Genomic DNA, 16600 nt, shown 5'->3' with positions numbered 1-16600 from the left:
TGGGAAAATATGTAGTTGAAGACTAAGTGTTTTATGAATGCCAGATATTGACGTTTTATTAAAAGACAGGCGCAACAGGCATATTATCCAGCTTAAGTTCACACTGAATTCTTCGTTTACCTCGGTGCTCCTCTGTGTCTCCGTGCCTCTGTGTCGAGCTTTTCGGTTTCATCATCGATTACTACCATATGCCAAAAACGTATATTAAACATCGAAACACTTCGTTTTAATTTATATAGAGCCGATTTATTCTGTACTCCTCATAAAAATTATTATTTACCTGGACTTAGAGATGACGATCAAAAAGATAATCCTCGCAGCGAGCGCGGTTGCAAGCCTTGCCACTGCATTTTCCTCTGTTGCACTGGCGGCAGATATCAGCCTGCTCAATGTTTCATATGACCCAACCCGTGAGTTATATCAGGATGTGAACCAGGCTTTCGCCAAACAATGGAAAGCCAAAACTGGAGACAATGTCACTATCAAACAATCGCATGGCGGTTCTGGCAAACAGGCGCGTGCCGTGATTGATGGCCTGGATGCGGACGTGGTGACGCTGGCGCTGGCCTATGACACTGATGCACTGGCAGAAAAAGGCTTGCTCGACAAAGCCTGGCAAAAACGTCTGCCACACAATGCTTCACCTTATTCTTCTACGATTGTGTTTTTGGTACGCAAGGGTAACCCCAAGGGTATCAAGGACTGGGCTGACATCGTCAAACCAGGTGTAGCCGTGATCACACCTAATCCAAAAACTTCAGGCGGTGCACGCTGGAATCATTTGGCAGCCTGGGGTTATGCCCTGAAACTGCCGGGTGGTAGCGAAGCCACGGCAAAAGAGTTTTTGTCCAAGCTGTATAAAAACGTCCCGGTACTTGACTCAGGCGCACGTGGTGCAACCACGACTTTTGTTGAGCGCGGCATAGGTGATGTTTTGCTTGCCTGGGAAAACGAAGCCCTGCTGGCGATCAAGGAACTGGGCCCGGACAAGGTTGAAATTGTTGCCCCATCTACCAGTATCCTGGCTGAACCTTCCGTCGCTGTGGTCGATAAAGTTGCAGACCGCCGTGGTACCCGCAAAGTGGCAGAAGCCTACCTGAACTATCTGTACACTGATGAAGGCCAGGACACGATCGCCAAACATTACTATCGTCCGACGACAGAAAAAGCCTCGAAAAAATATGCGGCGCAATTCCCGAAATTGAAATTGTTTACCATCGATGACACTTTCGGTGGCTGGACCAAGGCGCAAAAAGAGCATTTTGCCGATGGCGGCATTTTTGATCAAATCTACCAGCCAAATAAAAAATAAATTTCCCGGCACAGGAAACAGGAGGCAAGAAAATGCGCATCTTACTGCTATCGGGAAGCCCGTCTTCCCCCTCACGTTCAGCACGTTTGCTGAACCATGTGGGTATCAAGCTCAACGAACAAGGGCAACGTACCAGCAGTCTGCATGTCAGGGACTTGCCTGCTCAGGCTCTGATGCACGCCGACTTTTCTGATCCAGAATTGTCTGCAGCTAAAAGCCTGCTGGCGAAAGCCGATGCCATCGTCATTGCGACGCCCATCTACAAAGCAGCATATAGCGGCTTGTTGAAAAGTTTCCTGGATATCCTGCCGCAAGATGGTTTGAACGGTAAGCTGGTATTGCCACTGGCAACTGGCGGCAGCCAGTCACATATGCTGGCGCTCGATTATGGTTTGCGTCCGGTGCTTGCCTCCTTATCTGCACGGCATATTTTGCCCAGTATTTACGCGACGGATGCGCAGCTTACCTGGTCCGAACTGCATGGTTTGCAGCTTGATGCAGCAATACAAAACCGGGTTAAAGAAGGTGTGCAGCTCTTGCTTGATAGTCTAAGTATTTTGCGGCCACCAGTGCATGCAGAAGCAGAACTGGTTTTACCTTGTTGACCCTGACAAAACATGGCAGGCCCTGATAGAAGCACTGAGGCAGCACTGAGCAAGTACCTGCTCTAACTCATTTAATAAAAACCTTTCTTTCATGCTGGCACCCCGGCAGGGGGAAGTCTTGTCCAAAATATGAAAGCAGAACATGAGCCGCAAATTTCAAATCACCAGCAAGGAAAAACGTCTTACCCTGAGCCGCCTGTCGGCTTTGACAGCGGCCGCTTTGAGCGTGGTCTTGCCGAAGGCCTTTGCCCAGAACAAGACAACTGGCAATCTGCGCATAGGGTATCAGAAGTATGGAACACTGACGGTACTGAAGGGGACAGGGGCGCTGGATAAGCGTCTGGCCGCCCTGGGTGTGGATGTCAAATGGACAGAGTTCCCGGCTGGCCCGCAATTGCTGGAAGGTTTGAATGTAGGCAGCATCGATTTTGGCACCACGGGTGAAGCACCACCAATTTTCGCCCAGGCTGCCGGTGCAGATTTATTGTATGTTGGTAATGAACCGCCAGCCCCTGGCGGTGAAGCCATCATCGTACCCAAGAATTCCACCTTGAAGTCGGTTGCAGAACTTAAGGGCAAGAAAGTCGTTTTGAACAAGGGCTCCAACGTCCATTACCTGCTGGTAAAGGTGTTGGAAAAAGCCGGGTTGAATTACAAGGATGTTGAAGTCATTTTCTTGCCGCCTGCCGACGCGCGTGCTGCGTTCGAACGTGGCAGTGTCGATGCCTGGGTGATCTGGGACCCGTTCCTGGCCGCCGCTGAAAAACAACTGGGTGCCAGGGTACTGGCGGACGGTAAAGGTGCGGTCAGCAATCACCAGTTTTATCTGGCAGCACGGCCTTATGCGCAAAAAAGTCCTGAAGTCTTGCGCATTGTATTGGAAGAGCTGGCCAAGGTTGATGAATGGAGTGCAAAAAATCATAAGGAAGTGGCCAGCATACTTGCTACGCAAACCGGACTGGAAGTCAGCATTCTTGAATTGTCTACTTCCCGTTTTGGCTTCGGTGTCAAACCATTGACAGAGCAAGTCATCAAGGAACAGCAGAGCATTGCGGACACCTTTGCAGACCTGAAGCTGATACCCAAGCGTATCAATATCCGCGATGCGGTATTCGCGGTCAAGACTTGAGGCTGATGATGAAATTGTCTTCCATCCGCCGCTTGTTATTGGCATTTGCTCTGAGCAGCATACTGCCCGCGGCCAGCTTTGCTGCGGCTAATGACTTGCCCAAAGAGCTACGTATTGGCTTTCAAAAAAGCTCAGTCAATCTGACTTTGCTGAAACACAGGCAGGCGCTGGAACAGCAATTGAAAGGTGTCAAAGTCAGCTGGTTTGAATTTACTGCTGGCCCGCAAATGCTGGAAGCCCTGTCAGTTGGCAGCATAGACTTTGCCACTACCGGTGAACCGCCCCCTATTTTTGCCCAGGCTGCTGGCAGCAATCTGGTGTATGTCGGTGCCGAACCTGCCAAACCGGGTGTCAGTGCGATTCTGGTGAAACCTGATTCCGCCATACGTACACTGGCAGATTTGAAGGGCAAGAAGATCGCCATACAAAAAGGCTCAAGCGCGCATTACCATGTCTTGCGCGCTGTGCAACAAGCTGGCTTGCAATGGTCAGACATTACACCTGTCTACCTGGCACCTGCTGATGCACGTGCAGCTTTCGAACGCGGCAGTGTCGATGTCTGGGCTATCTGGGACCCGTACTGGGCAGCAATCGAGCAAAGTGCAGCACCAAGAATTCTGGCGACTGGCAAGGGGCTGGTCAACAATCTGTCGCACTATTTGTCTGCGCGCAGCTTTGCTGACAAATATCCCAAAGTCATACAAGTGCTGTTTGAAGAACTGACGCGCAGCGATACCTTCGTGCAAAAGAATCGCGATGAGGCAGTGGCCATCATTGCCGCCAGCACTGGTCTGGATAAACCAACCATCGCCAGCTTCCTGGAACGAAGGCCACGCTCACCAGTCGTTTATTTTACCCAAAACATTGTCGATGAGCAGCAAAGAGTGGCTGATAATTTTTATCAGCAGAAACTGATACCCAAGGCAGTCAATGTGCGTGACGCTGTATGGTTGCCGCCTGGTACCAAGCTGTAAATCTGTCGCTAAAAAAACAGGAGCAAATAATGAGTTTGAATATATTCTGGTTCATCCCTACCCATGGTGACAGCCGCTATCTGGGTACTACCCAGGGCGCACGCCAGGTCAGTTATGACTACTTGAAACAGATTGCGGTTGCCGCTGATACCCAGGGGTACGACGGCGTACTCTTGCCTACTGGCCGCTCTTGCGAAGATGCCTGGGTGGTTGCTTCCAGCCTCATAGGCGCGACCAGCAAGCTGAAATTCCTGGTGGCGATACGCCCCGGCCTGAGCAGCCCCGGCCTGGCCGTGCGCATGGCTGCCACCTTTGACCGTTTGTCCAAGGGACGCTTGCTGATCAATATCGTCACTGGTGGTGACCAGGGCGAACTGGAAGCTGACGGTGTGTTTGCCGATCATGAAAAACGCTATGAAATCACTGACGAATTCTTGCGCGTCTGGCGTGCTTCGCTGTCAGGCGAAGGTGGTGATGCCGGCTATGATTTTGAAGGCGAGCACATTAGCGTCAAGGGGGCCAAGACCCTGTATCCGGCTATCCAAAAACCTTATCCACCGCTGTATTTTGGTGGTTCTTCTGAACCTGCGCATGAACTGGCGGCAGAACAGGTGGATGTTTACCTGACCTGGGGTGAACCACCGGCAGCTGTTGCCGCCAAGATTGCCGACATGCGTGAACGTGCAGCCAAACATGGCAGGACTTTGCGCTTTGGCATACGCCTGCATGTCATCGTGCGTGAAACCAATGATGAAGCCTGGCAAGCCGCAGAAGACCTGATCCGTTATGTTGATGATGATGTCATCGCCCGCGCCCAGGCAGCATTTGCCAAGATGGACTCGGTTGGCCAGCAACGCATGATCGCCCTGCATGGTGGCAAGCGCGACAAACTGGAAGTGTCCCCCAACTTGTGGGCTGGTGTAGGCCTGGTGCGCGGTGGTGCCGGTACTGCCCTGGTGGGCGACCCTGAAACTGTCGCTGCGCGCATCAAGGAATATCAGGCGCTCGGTATCGACACCTTCATTTTCTCGGGCTATCCACATCTGGAAGAGTCTTACCGTTTTTCAGAACTGGTATTCCCTCTGATAGGCAAGGAAGTGCCCGGCGTCTCCAATAGCCTGACTGGCCCGTTTGGTGAAGTCATGGCCAATGGCATCGTCCCCAAGGTATCGCAAAGCTAGGGAGGCAATATGGGACCAATGATTACTGAAGTGAGCGAATTCGCTGCTACCTATGTGCAAGGTGGTTCTACCCACGCAGCACAGTTTGCCGCAAAAAAACCGGATGTCTTTCGCCAGGTCAGCGTGCGTCTGCTGAAACGGGGTTTGCCATGGCTGGTACCAGTAACATTGATCCTGTTCTGGCAACTGGCAGCGCAGACTGGCTGGTTGTCCAGCCGTATCTTGCCTGAACCACTGGCAGTAGTAAAAGCATTCTGGACGCTGGCCGTCTCCGGCGAAATCTGGGTGCACGCCAAGACCAGTTTGTGGCGCGCTATTTCCGGCTTTGCCGTGGGTGGTGGATTGGGTCTCTTGCTGGGTTTGCTGACAGGCAGTTTCCGTTTTGCAGAAACCTTGCTCGATACCACGCTGCAAATGGTCAGGAATATTCCGGCACTGGCCCTGATACCGCTGGTGATCTTATGGTTTGGTATCGATGAAATGGCGAAGCTGTTCCTGGTGTCGGTGGGCGTGTTCTTTCCCGTCTATCTGAATACTTTTCATGGCATACGTACTGTAGACAAGGGCTTGATAGAAATGGCGCAAAGCTATGGCTTGTCTGGCTGGGCTTTATACCGTGATGTGATTTTGCCGGGTGCTTTGCCATCGATACTGGTCGGTGTGCGTTTTTCCCTGGGCCTGGTGTGGGTTTTGCTGATCGTTGCAGAAACTATTTCTGCCCAGGCTGGCATAGGTTATATGACCATGAATGCACGTGAATTTTTACAAACGGATGTAGTGCTGGTTGGCATACTTTTATATGCATTGCTGGGCAAGTTGGCCGATGTACTCTCGCGTGCTCTGGAGCAGTATTGCCTGCGCTGGCATCCGGGTTATCAGGGGAGGGCAGTATGATGCGTCAATTTCCGGAGTTTCCCATGAGTGCAGTCGCAGATATCGTCGCCTTGCGTGAAGAGTTGGACGGTGGCTGGGAACAGACTGCCAAAGGTGAATGGGCACCTGCATTTGATGATGTGGGGAGCGACGTGGGTAGCAGTGGCACTGCACTTAATCTGCGTCTCATACAAAAATCTTATCAGGGACGTCAGGTATTAAAGTCATTGAACTTGCAAATAGAGGCGGGTGAGTTTGTCGCCGTCATAGGCCGCAGTGGTTGTGGCAAGAGTACTTTGCTACGCCTGATTGCAGGACTGGAACAGGCGGATAGCGGTAGTCTGGAATTTGGTGCAGAACAATCGAAACCAGATACCAGGGTGATGTTTCAGGATTCCCGTTTGTTGCCGTGGAAGTCTGTTATTGCCAACGTGGCACTGGGTCTGGGTAGTGACAAGACCAGGGCGCGCCAGGCTTTGGAAAAGGTCGCGCTGGCCGAGCGCGCTGACGAGTGGCCATCGGTATTGTCCGGTGGCCAGCGTCAGCGTGTTGCGCTGGCAAGGGCACTGGTGCATGAACCGGCCCTGTTATTACTTGATGAACCTTTGGGCGCACTCGATGCACTGACCCGCATTGAAATGCAAAACCTGATTGAAAGCCTGTGGCAGCAGCGTGGTTTCACTGCTGTGCTGGTGACCCACGATGTACAGGAAGCCATCGCCCTGGCAGACCGTGTGATCCTGATAGAAGATGGCCAGATCACACTCGATACCAGAATCGACTTACCCCGACCACGTGCGCGTGGCAATCCAAAATTTGCCGAACTGGAAGAACGTATCTTGCAGCGTGTATTGCAAAAACCTTCAGTAACACCCGACACAGAACTCGGTGATCTTTCCTTGCACAGAACAGTGCATCAGGTTGCCTGGGCTATTTAAACTTTTTTTAGGATTTATCATGAGCATCCAAGCTATCAATGTACGTAACCAATTTCGCGGCAAGATCAAGGCCATCATCGAAGGATCTGTTGTGTCCGAAGTCGATGTCGAGACACCCGCAGGCATCGTCACTTCTGTCATTACTACACGCTCCATCAAGGACTTGAACCTGGTCATCGGTTCAGAAGTCGTGGCGCTGGTAAAAGCGACAGAAGTTTCTATCGCCAAGTTATAGATAGAATTTTTAAGCTGAGGCAGGCATGCATTATCCCGCATTGCAAAACTACCTGAGTCGTCTGCAAAGTACGCTGGCCACCACCAACTTGTGGCTGGATGAACAAGGGCGCGCGCGCGGACGTTATTTTAATTCCACCCTGACCAGCGCCTTCCAGGCCATACGTGCTGGTGATGATGGCCGTATTGTTGCCTACGAGGCGTATGCACGCAGCTATGCCAGCGATGACCAGGGCCTGAACATCTGGAAATTGCTGGAAAACGCCGCCAATGATGATGAGTCGGTAGAGCTGGACAGGCTGTGCCGACTCTTGCATACCCTGAATTTTTATCGGCAGCCAGAAAGTGTCAATCTGGATCTGTATCTGAGTGTGCATAGCCGCTTGCTGGCAGCAGTAGAGGGCAATCATGGCATGGCGTTTCGCCGCATCCTTGATGTGCTGGAATTGCCACACCCCGATATTGTCTTGCAACTGCCTTTGATCACGCCCAGCCAGCGCTGGGTGCTGACACATGTCGCAGAGAATTACCGGCGTAATGGCTTTCGCATAGGCTTGCATGCAGCCAGCCTGGAGCAGGCTGCAGACTTGCTGGAACGCATACGTCCCGCTTCCATCAAGCTTGATATCAGCCTCGCCAATGACGCGGAGGCCCAGGTACGTTTGCTTGAACAGGCTGACCGTGCGCAGTGCCACATCATCTTCCGTCGTATAGAAAACCAGAAACGCCTGCAGGCATTGCGTGACGCCAACCAGACGGCCAGCCCTTATCTGCTGCAGGGTTTCTTGTTTGATTTGCCCAAAGCTGCATTATTAAGCCGCGATGAAAGCAAGCTGACTTTCCATTACGAAGAAGAATTCAAACTGGCCTGAGTTTTTCAATATCAAACAAATAAGCGCAGGGATCATTTATGCAGATGGTTGCAGACGTGGTCTCTGCGTTTTTGCGTTACGCATATGTAAAGTAGGGAAATGGGTAGTTCATCTCCAATTCAGTGTCTTATGAATAATTTTTTGGCATTTTCTGATGTTAGAGACTAATCTATATACGAAAAACGTATTTAAGAATAAGAAAAAATTCGTTTTCTATATAACAAAATACTGGGAAGATTGCTCATCGATAGTCATATCTGTAATAAAGGCTAAGCATGGCGCAGTTTCTAGGATCAAATAAAAGGGCGAGACGGGTAATGCCTGGCTTTCACCTTTCCCTGGGTTTTACCCTGTTTTATCTGGGCTTGATAGTCCTGATACCGCTTTCTGCCGTGTTCCTGAAAACCTTCACCATGACCTGGGAAGCTTTCTGGAATACCGTCACTTCCGACCGCGTCATGGCTTCTTATCGCCTGACTTTTGGTGCTTCCCTGCTGGGGGCACTGATCAATGTCTTCTTTGGTGGCATCGTCGCCTGGGTGCTGGTGCGCTACAAGTTTCCCGGCAAGCGATTGATTGATGCGCTGGTGGATTTGCCGTTTGCCCTGCCTACCGCTGTTGCCGGCATTACCCTGGCAACCCTGTACGCACCGAATGGCTGGATAGGCAAGTTGCTGACACCACTGGGCATCAAGGTCGCTTACACGCCTTTGGGTATTTTGATTGCACTGACTTTCATTGGCCTGCCTTTCGTGGTGCGCACAGTCCAGCCTGTACTGGAAGAAGCCGAAAAAGAACTGGAAGAAGCCGCCGTCAGTCTGGGTGCCAGCCATCTGCAAACTTTCTTGCGCGTTATTTTACCTAGTATCTTGCCCGCCTTGCTGACAGGTTTTGCGCTGGCCTTTGCCCGTGCCACCGGCGAATACGGTTCAGTTATTTTTATCGCTGGCAATATGCCCATGATTTCTGAAATTACACCGCTATTCATGATTACCAAACTCGAACAATACGACTATGCCGGGGCAACGGCGATTGCCGTGGTCATGCTTCTGCTGTCATTCAGCCTGTTGCTGGCGATTAATGCCCTGCAAGCCTGGACACGCAGCCGACAAAATGCAGGAAGAGACTGATCATGACAACAGCAACCATCATTGCCCCTGTAACACCGCGCCGCTATGAGCCTGTGATTACGCCAGCAGCAACGCTGGAACCATTCTGGGTGCGCGTCGTTTTGACACTGACAGCACTGGCTTTTCTGACCCTGTTTTTGTTTATACCACTGGCCGCCGTTTTTGCTGAAGCCCTAAAAAAAGGCTGGCAAGTTTACCTGGCTGCCATCATAGAACCAGATGCCCTCTCAGCCATCAAGCTGACCCTGATAGCTGCTGGTATTGCTGTGCCTTTGAACCTGGTATTTGGTGTGGCTGCAGCCTGGACTATCGCCAAGTTTGAATTCCGTGGCAAGAATGTATTGCTGACGCTGATAGATTTACCATTCTCGGTGTCACCGGTTATTTCTGGCCTGATCTACGTTTTGCTGTTTGGTGCGCAGGGCTGGTTTGGTGAATGGCTGCGTGACCATGAGATCAAGATTTTGTTTGCCGTACCCGGCATCGTGCTGGCGACCATCTTTGTGACATTTCCCTTTGTGGCGCGTGAACTGATACCACTGATGCAGGCACAGGGTAGCGAAGAAGAAGAGGCCGCACTGGTACTCGGCGCATCTGGCTGGAAGACTTTCTGGTACGTGACCTTGCCAAATATTAAATGGGGTTTGCTGTATGGCGTGATCCTGTGTAATGCACGTGCCATGGGCGAGTTTGGTGCGGTATCGGTGGTGTCTGGTCATATCCGTGGCGAGACCAATACCATGCCTTTGCAAGTCGAGATTTTATATAACGAGTACAACTTCACTGCCGCATTTGCTGTCGCATCATTGCTGACCTTGCTGGCCTTGTTCACACTCGCGCTGAAAACATTAGTCGAATGGCGTACCAATGAAAACCGCCAATTGCCACAAGAATAAAGAGAGAAGGGGTTCACCGTGAGTATCGCTGTTAATCAATTACAAAAACGCTTTGGCAATTTCACTGCCCTGGACAATGTCTCGCTGGATTTTCCGAATGGAGAATTGACCGCCTTGCTGGGGCCATCAGGCTGCGGTAAAACCACCTTGTTGCGGATTATCGCCGGTCTGGAATATGCCGACAGCGGCCAGGTTTTGCTCGACGGGCAAGACGCCTCGGCCCAGCATGTGCGTGAACGTCAGGTCGGTTTTGTGTTCCAGCATTATGCCTTGTTCAAGCATATGACGATTTTTGAAAACATCGCTTTTGGCTTGCGCGTCAAACCGCGTCATCTGCGTCCTTCAGAAAGCGAGATCAAGGAGAAAGTCACCAAGTTGCTGGAACTGGTGCAACTCGACTGGCTGGCTGACCGTTATCCACCGCAATTGTCAGGTGGTCAGCGTCAGCGTATTGCGCTGGCACGTGCACTGGCGGTAGAACCACGTGTGCTCTTGCTCGATGAACCTTTCGGTGCGCTCGATGCCAAGGTGCGCAAGGAATTGCGCCGCTGGTTGCGCCGCCTGCATGATGAATTACATGTCACCAGTATTTTCGTCACGCATGACCAGGAAGAAGCACTGGAAGTAGCTGACAAGATCGTGCTCATGAATCATGGCAAGGTAGAACAGGTAGGTGCTCCGGCCGAGGTATACCATCATCCGGCTACGCCTTTTGTCTACGGCTTCCTGGGTAATGTGAACTTGTTCCGTGGCCGTATTCATGAAGGCATACTTGATGCTGGTGGCGTACCTTTTGAGGCACCTGGCCATGCCGATACCCGTGATGCTTTTGGTACTGGCTATGTGCGCCCGCATGAACTGGAAATAGACCGCTATTCCCCCGGTGCGACAGGTCTCAATGTGCAACTTCGTCGCGTCCACAGCATAGGCCCGCTGGCCCAGCTGGAACTGGAAAGAGATGACAACGGTGAACTGGTCGAAGCCATGATTTCCACTGAGCGCTATGAACAACTGAAACTCAAAGTCGGAGAAGCCCTGGTGGTGCGTCCTAAACGCCTCCATGTCTTTGTCGATACTCAATAAATAGTAAATACGAAATAATAAATAAAAATAAGGTGCCCTATGAATTTCCAACAACTACGCTCCATCCGTGAAGCTTCACGCCGCGGTTATAACCTGACTGAAGTGGCAAATGTGCTGTTCACTTCCCAGCCCGGCGTCAGCCGCCAGATCCGCGAGCTGGAAGAAGAGCTTGGCGTCGATATTTTCGAGCGCAATGGCAAACGCCTGACTGGCCTGACTGAACCAGGCAAGGACATATTGCCCATCATAGAAAGATTATTGCTGGAGGCAGAAAACCTGCGCCAGGCTGGCGAAGATTATTCTGACCAGTCCAAAGGCACGCTGACGATAGCTACGACCCATACCCAGGCGCGTTATGTCTTGCCCAAGGTGGTACAAGGTTTCCGCCAGGCTTTCCCGGACGTGCGCATCGCCTTGCAACAAAGTTCACCGGAACATATTGCTGAATGGGTATTGTCTGGCAAGGCGGATATCGGTATTGCTACTGAAGGTCTGTCGCAGTTCAAGGACCTGGCTTCTTTTGCCTGCTATGAATGGAATCACGTAGTCGTTGTGCCAGAAGGCCATCCTTTGCTGGAGAAAGGTGAACTGACGCTGGAAGATCTGGCGAATTATCCACTGATTACCTATGATGTCGGCTTCACTGGCCGTGGTCATATTGATGATGCTTTCCGTCTGGCTGGCTTGCGCACCGACATCGTCCTGACCGCCATGGATTCTGACGTTATCCAGCAATATGTAGCACTGGGTCTGGGTGTGGGTCTGGTAGCGTCGATGGCAATAGAAGTGCAACGTGCACATGGTTTGAGGACTATTTCTGCCAGCCATTTGTTTGCATCGAATGTCACGCGTCTGGCGGTACGCCGTGGTGCTTATCTGCGTGCCTATACTTATGAATTCATACAACAGTTCGCGCCTAATCTGGACAGGGACGAAGTGCGACAAGCAGTCAGTGAAAACGAGGTAGCTTAAAATTCATATTTTTGTTGCGTAACCGCCTAAATTTTAAGCAATTCAGGTGTTGTCGTGAAGGTGTCACATCTCTCTGGTAAAATTAGGCAAATTATTCTAATTTCCGCAATTTTTATCAGAGGTTGACCATGCTTTACCCTGAATTGTTTAAGTCTTTGGAGCAAGTGCGCTGGAATATGGAGTCAGACATCCCCTGGGATAAATATGACGCCAGCAAATTGACGCCTGAGCAGGCGCAAACCATCAAGATGAATGCCATCACTGAATGGTCTGCCCTGCCTGCCACAGAAATGTTCTTGCGGGACAATCGTGGCGATAGTGACTTTTGCGCCTTCATGTCCATCTGGTTTTTTGAAGAACAAAAACATTCCCTGGTTTTGATGGAATATCTGCGCCGCTTCCATCCTGAACTGGTGCCAACTGAAAAAGAACTCGACAATGTACGTTTCGAGTTTGATCCAGCCCCGCCGCTGGAAACCCTGATGCTGCATTTCTGCGGCGAGATACGTCTGAACCACTGGTATCGCTGCGCATCTGACTGGCATACCGAACCTGTCATCAAGCATATCTACAAAATCATCAGCCAGGATGAAGCACGCCATGGCGGTGCTTATCTGCGCTATATGAAAAAATCCCTGGCAGAAATGGGCGACGTGGCACGCGCGGCGTTTTCAAAAATTGGTGTCCTGATGGCATCCGCCAGGCGTACAGAAAAACCTTTGCACCCGACTAACCTGCATGTCAATCAGGCATTGTTCCCGAACGACACCATACAGTCACGCCTGCCTGATCCTGACTGGCTGGAACGCTGGCTGGATGGCCAGATCAAGTTCGATGGCGTGTGGGAAAAGAAAGTCGTCGACCGCATTTTGCACAATATGTCGCTGCTATTCGAGCGTACTTTTGAAACCGTGCAAGACTTGAACCGTTATCGCAAGGAAGTTGCGCAAAGACTGGTTATTCTGCCTGGCAGCATGCCTAGTGCTGCATAAACCTGGCTTGAAGCTGTACAATCGCCGCTAATCATTAGCGGCGTTTTTGTTTATAAATTCAAGACCTCTCAACACAGAGGCACGGAGACACAGAGAACGGCACAGAGAAAACCGAAATCGTAATTCTCGTAGGTTGGGCCGGGCCTTGCTAGGCTACGGTTTACCAGCCCAACACTGTGCCCTTGATAAACGTATACGTTATTTATATGCCGAGTGTTGGGCTGGTAAACCGTAGCCCAACCTACGAATTACAAACATTTGCGTTTATTTACTCTTGTACTTCTCTATGCCTTTCTCTGTGTCTCCGTGTCTCTGTGGTGAGAGGTTTTCGTAAAATACCCACAAAGTTTCCTATGCCAGAATTCGAAAAAAAACTTACTACCCGCGAGCAATTGGCGGAACGTGTACGCGGGCTACCAAAACCGGTAGTCATGACCAACGGCGTATTCGATATCCTGCATCGCGGTCATGTCAGCTATCTCGCTGACGCGCGCGAATTTGGGGCTTCGCTGGTGGTCGCCGTGAATACCGATGCCTCGGTCAAGCGTCTGGGCAAGGGTGATGACCGGCCTGTCAATACCTGTGAAGACCGCATGGCGGTGCTGGCTGCGCTGGAGGCTGTAAGCCTGGTGGTGGAGTTTGATGAAGACACCGCTTTGCAAGCGGTGCTGGCGGCGCATCCTGAAGTGTATGTCAAAGGTGGCGACTACGATATGACAGCCATACCTGAAGGCCAGGCTGTGCTGGCTTATGGTGGCACGGTAGCGGCGATTGATTTTGAGCATGACCGTTCGACCAGCAAATTGCTGGCCAGGGTCAGGTCAGCGACGTAAAGATTCTTGTCGCAGGAAGACTTCAAATTCTTCAGGCGGCAGCGGTTTGGAAAATAAATAACCCTGGGCAAAATCGCAGCCTGCCTGCTTCAACAAGTCATGCTGCTGTTGCGTCTCTACTCCTTCAGCCACCACCTTCAAATCCAGCTTGTGCGCCATCATGATGATGGCTTCAGACAGGGCAATATCACTGGCATCTGTCGCCAGGTTGCGGATGAAGGACTGGTCTATCTTGAGATAGTCGATATCAAATTTCTTCAGGTAGGAAAGTGAAGAATAACCAGTGCCAAAATCATCCAGCGCCACCTGTATCCCGGCATCGCGGAATTGCAAAAGCTTGCTGGTAATCTTTTGGCTGGCATCGAGCAATAATCCCTCGGTAATCTCCACTGTAATTGCCTGTCCTGGCAGGTTTTGCTGCGCCAGGTCATGTATCCAGTTCACATAGCGTTCCTGGTCGCCCTGAAATTCCATAGGCGACTGGTTGATACTGATCTGGAAGTCTGGATGATACAGTTCGCGCCATTTCTTGACCCAGTGCACAGCTTCATGGAAAACCAGATCACCGATGGCGACTATCAGGCCGCTGGTCTCCGCTATCGGGATGAATTCCATAGGACTGATGAAACCCCTTTGTGCATGCGGCCAGCGCACCAGGGCTTCGGCTTTTTGTATTTTCCCATTATGGATATCGACGATGGGCTGGAAATATACGCGCAAGCTATTGTCTGCAATTGCGGCACGCAAATCATTGGTCATGCGCAGGCGCGCCAGCGCCGCAGTTTGCAGACCGGGTGTGAAATAGCTGAAGCGATTCCTGCCTTGCGCCTTGGCCGCGTACATGGCCTGGTCGGCATGCTTGATCAAGTCATCCAGGTTGTCCGCATCACGCGGATAAATGGTGATGCCTACGCTGGCCGACAAATAGATTTCTTCGCCTGCCAGCTGGAAAGGCGTGGACATGCTGCGTATGATGTTTTGCGCGATGGCTTCGGCACGGTTCTGCTCCTGCATTTCTGGCAGCGAGACAGTAAATTCATCGCCGCCCAGGCGTGCCACGGTATCGCTTTCCCTGACACAATTGCGTAGTCTGTGCGCAGCCTCTATCAGCAAGGCATCGCCAGTAGCATGGCCCAGGGTATCGTTGACTTCCTTGAAAAAATCCAGATCAATGAAGAGGACGGCAAGCGCCAGACTATGACGCTTGCTGAGCTTGATATCATGATCCAGCCTGTCATAAAACATGCGGCGGTTGGGCAAGCCAGTCAGGGTATCTATATTGGCCTGTTGCCAGATCAGGGCTTCGGTTTTTTTCTTTTCTGTGATGTCTAGCACGGTACCTAGCATGCGCTGAGGCTGGCCGTCCCTGTCCCATTCGACTATGGCCCCGACCGAGAGTATCCAGGCCCATTCGCCGCTGGCTTTCTTTTGCCGGAATTCGACACGGTATTCGTCACTCTTGCCTTCCAGATGTTCCCTGAAAGCGCGCGCAGCCAAAGGGAAATCTGCAGGGTGAACCCTGGTTGCCCAATTCTTTCTGTTTTCCTTAAAACTGTCATGCGCATATCCCAGCATGAGTGCATATTCCGGGTTGACGATGGCGTCCCCGGTTTGCACATTCAAATCATACAGACCCTGATGGGTGGCAGACAACGCCATGCGCAGGCGCTCTTCACTTTCACGCAGGGCGACTTCAGCCTGCTTTCTTTCTGAAATATCGGTATGAGTACCGACTACGCGTACCGGGCTGCCCTGGGCATCGCGCTGTATTACGGTACCGCGTGTCAGTATCCATTTCCAGCGACCATCCTTGCATTGCACCCGGTGTTCGTTGATATAAATCGGTGTCTTGCCATCAAAGTGCGCCTGTCTGTCCAGGTACATTTGCTTCAGGTCGTCAGGATGGGTGCGCCTGTCCAGTTCTTCAGACAAGTCTTCGATCTCATCTTTTTCATAGCCATAGATCTCGCGCAGGCGATCAGACAATATCTCTATGCCGGTTTGCGGATACCAGTCCCAGACACCATCGCCAGAACCTTCCAGCGCCAGTTGCCAGCGTTCTTCATGCAGATGTAATTGTTCTTCGCTTTGCTTGCGCTGGCTGATATCAACAATCATTGCGTAGCAGCCCTTGACCTTGCCATCATGGTCAAAGACGGGCAGCAATTGAGCGGAAATTGTGCGGGTCCCGCCATGCAGATAGGGTACCGTGGTTTCATAGGCGATAGCTTGTCCCGCCAGCGCTTGCGCCACGTACGAGCGCACGTGCTGGAAAGCTGGTTGGCCTATGACGTCGGCAATGTGTTTGTTGATGACTGCTGATCTGGGCAGGCCAAACCAGTCCATATACACTTGATTGATGAATTGATAGTGATATGCGGCATCCACATAAGAGATGCAGACAGGCAGCGCATCGATCAGATGTCGCAGCTGTTGAAGATTATCTTCAAATTGCTCAATTCCTGAATTTTGCACGATCTTGTCCTGGCCTTGGGTCTAGGCCCTGAAGAATGGGCCAAATTAAGGGGCCAAATTATAATTGTCTGGAATCTGTTCTCCTGCAAGTATGCTAAAGG

Annotated in this window: 16 protein-coding genes; 15 read left to right on the top strand and 1 reads right to left on the bottom strand. The window is 51.3% G+C overall.

The annotated features are described in order from the left end of the window. Positions 1-292: 292 nt before the first annotated feature. The 15 genes from ACO0LD_RS07820 to rfaE2 all read left to right on the top strand — a co-directional run bounded on the left by ACO0LD_RS07820 (position 293) and on the right by rfaE2 (position 14024). On the top strand, positions 293-1312 hold the full coding sequence (locus ACO0LD_RS07820; RefSeq protein WP_423005403.1) for a sulfate ABC transporter substrate-binding protein: 1020 nt from the start codon (positions 293-295) through the stop codon (positions 1310-1312). Between the two features lie 32 nt (positions 1313-1344). Further along, positions 1345-1917 (top strand): NADPH-dependent FMN reductase, encoded by a 573-nt coding sequence (gene ssuE / locus ACO0LD_RS07815; protein WP_423005401.1) that lies wholly within the window; start codon positions 1345-1347, stop codon positions 1915-1917. Positions 1918-2059: 142 nt separating this feature from the next. Next, a complete protein-coding gene (locus tag ACO0LD_RS07810) occupies positions 2060-3046 on the top strand; it encodes a sulfonate ABC transporter substrate-binding protein (protein WP_423005399.1) in 987 nt (328 codons plus the stop codon). Positions 3047-3051: 5 nt separating this feature from the next. Next, positions 3052-4020 (top strand): sulfonate ABC transporter substrate-binding protein, encoded by a 969-nt coding sequence (locus ACO0LD_RS07805; protein ID WP_423005397.1) that lies wholly within the window; start codon positions 3052-3054, stop codon positions 4018-4020. Between the two features lie 35 nt (positions 4021-4055). Continuing rightward, positions 4056-5201, top strand: coding sequence for an FMNH2-dependent alkanesulfonate monooxygenase (gene ssuD / locus ACO0LD_RS07800; protein WP_423005903.1), 1146 nt, complete (start codon positions 4056-4058; stop codon positions 5199-5201). Positions 5202-5219: 18 nt separating this feature from the next. Next, positions 5220-6095 carry an aliphatic sulfonate ABC transporter permease SsuC gene (gene ssuC, locus ACO0LD_RS07795; RefSeq protein WP_423005901.1) on the top strand — a complete coding sequence of 292 codons (876 nt, stop codon included), beginning with the start codon at positions 5220-5222 and terminating at the stop codon, positions 6093-6095. Between the two features lie 23 nt (positions 6096-6118). Then, positions 6119-7012 carry an ATP-binding cassette domain-containing protein gene (locus ACO0LD_RS07790; protein ID WP_423005395.1) on the top strand — a complete coding sequence of 298 codons (894 nt, stop codon included), beginning with the start codon at positions 6119-6121 and terminating at the stop codon, positions 7010-7012. A gap of 19 nt (positions 7013-7031) precedes the next feature. Then, the gene (locus ACO0LD_RS07785; protein WP_110256421.1) at positions 7032-7247 is read left to right on the top strand and encodes a TOBE domain-containing protein; all 216 of its coding nucleotides are present in this window, start codon (positions 7032-7034) and stop codon (positions 7245-7247) included. Positions 7248-7272: 25 nt separating this feature from the next. Further along, the gene (locus ACO0LD_RS07780; RefSeq protein ID WP_423005393.1) at positions 7273-8118 is read left to right on the top strand and encodes an EAL domain-containing protein; all 846 of its coding nucleotides are present in this window, start codon (positions 7273-7275) and stop codon (positions 8116-8118) included. Positions 8119-8393: 275 nt separating this feature from the next. Beyond that, positions 8394-9248, top strand: a complete 855-nt coding sequence (gene cysT, locus ACO0LD_RS07775) for a sulfate ABC transporter permease subunit CysT (protein ID WP_423005391.1) — start codon at positions 8394-8396, stop codon at positions 9246-9248. Between the two features lie 2 nt (positions 9249-9250). Next, complete coding sequence (gene cysW, locus ACO0LD_RS07770; protein WP_423005389.1) at positions 9251-10144, top strand: sulfate ABC transporter permease subunit CysW; 894 nt, start codon at positions 9251-9253, stop codon at positions 10142-10144. A gap of 18 nt (positions 10145-10162) precedes the next feature. Further along, positions 10163-11227 carry a sulfate/molybdate ABC transporter ATP-binding protein gene (locus ACO0LD_RS07765; protein ID WP_423005387.1) on the top strand — a complete coding sequence of 355 codons (1065 nt, stop codon included), beginning with the start codon at positions 10163-10165 and terminating at the stop codon, positions 11225-11227. A 39-nt stretch (positions 11228-11266) separates the two neighbouring features. Then, positions 11267-12199, top strand: coding sequence for a CysB family HTH-type transcriptional regulator (locus ACO0LD_RS07760; protein ID WP_423005385.1), 933 nt, complete (start codon positions 11267-11269; stop codon positions 12197-12199). A 128-nt stretch (positions 12200-12327) separates the two neighbouring features. Further along, on the top strand, positions 12328-13191 hold the full coding sequence (locus ACO0LD_RS07755; RefSeq protein WP_423005383.1) for a ferritin-like domain-containing protein: 864 nt from the start codon (positions 12328-12330) through the stop codon (positions 13189-13191). A gap of 353 nt (positions 13192-13544) precedes the next feature. Beyond that, complete coding sequence (gene rfaE2 / locus ACO0LD_RS07750) at positions 13545-14024, top strand: D-glycero-beta-D-manno-heptose 1-phosphate adenylyltransferase (RefSeq protein ID WP_423005381.1); 480 nt, start codon at positions 13545-13547, stop codon at positions 14022-14024. Here rfaE2 and ACO0LD_RS07745 read toward each other — a convergent pair. After that, positions 14013-16499: a sensor domain-containing protein gene (locus ACO0LD_RS07745; protein ID WP_423005379.1), complete on the bottom strand. Its 2487-nt coding sequence runs from the start codon at positions 16497-16499 to the stop codon at positions 14013-14015. The genes rfaE2 and ACO0LD_RS07745 overlap by 12 nt on opposite strands. Positions 16500-16600 lie beyond the last annotated feature (101 nt).

Source organism: Undibacterium sp. Ji83W (assembly GCF_049340385.1).
GTDB lineage: Bacteria > Pseudomonadota > Gammaproteobacteria > Burkholderiales > Burkholderiaceae_D > Undibacterium.
Note: the sequence above shows the minus strand (reverse complement) of the source record. Positions and strands in the feature narration are given on the sequence as shown.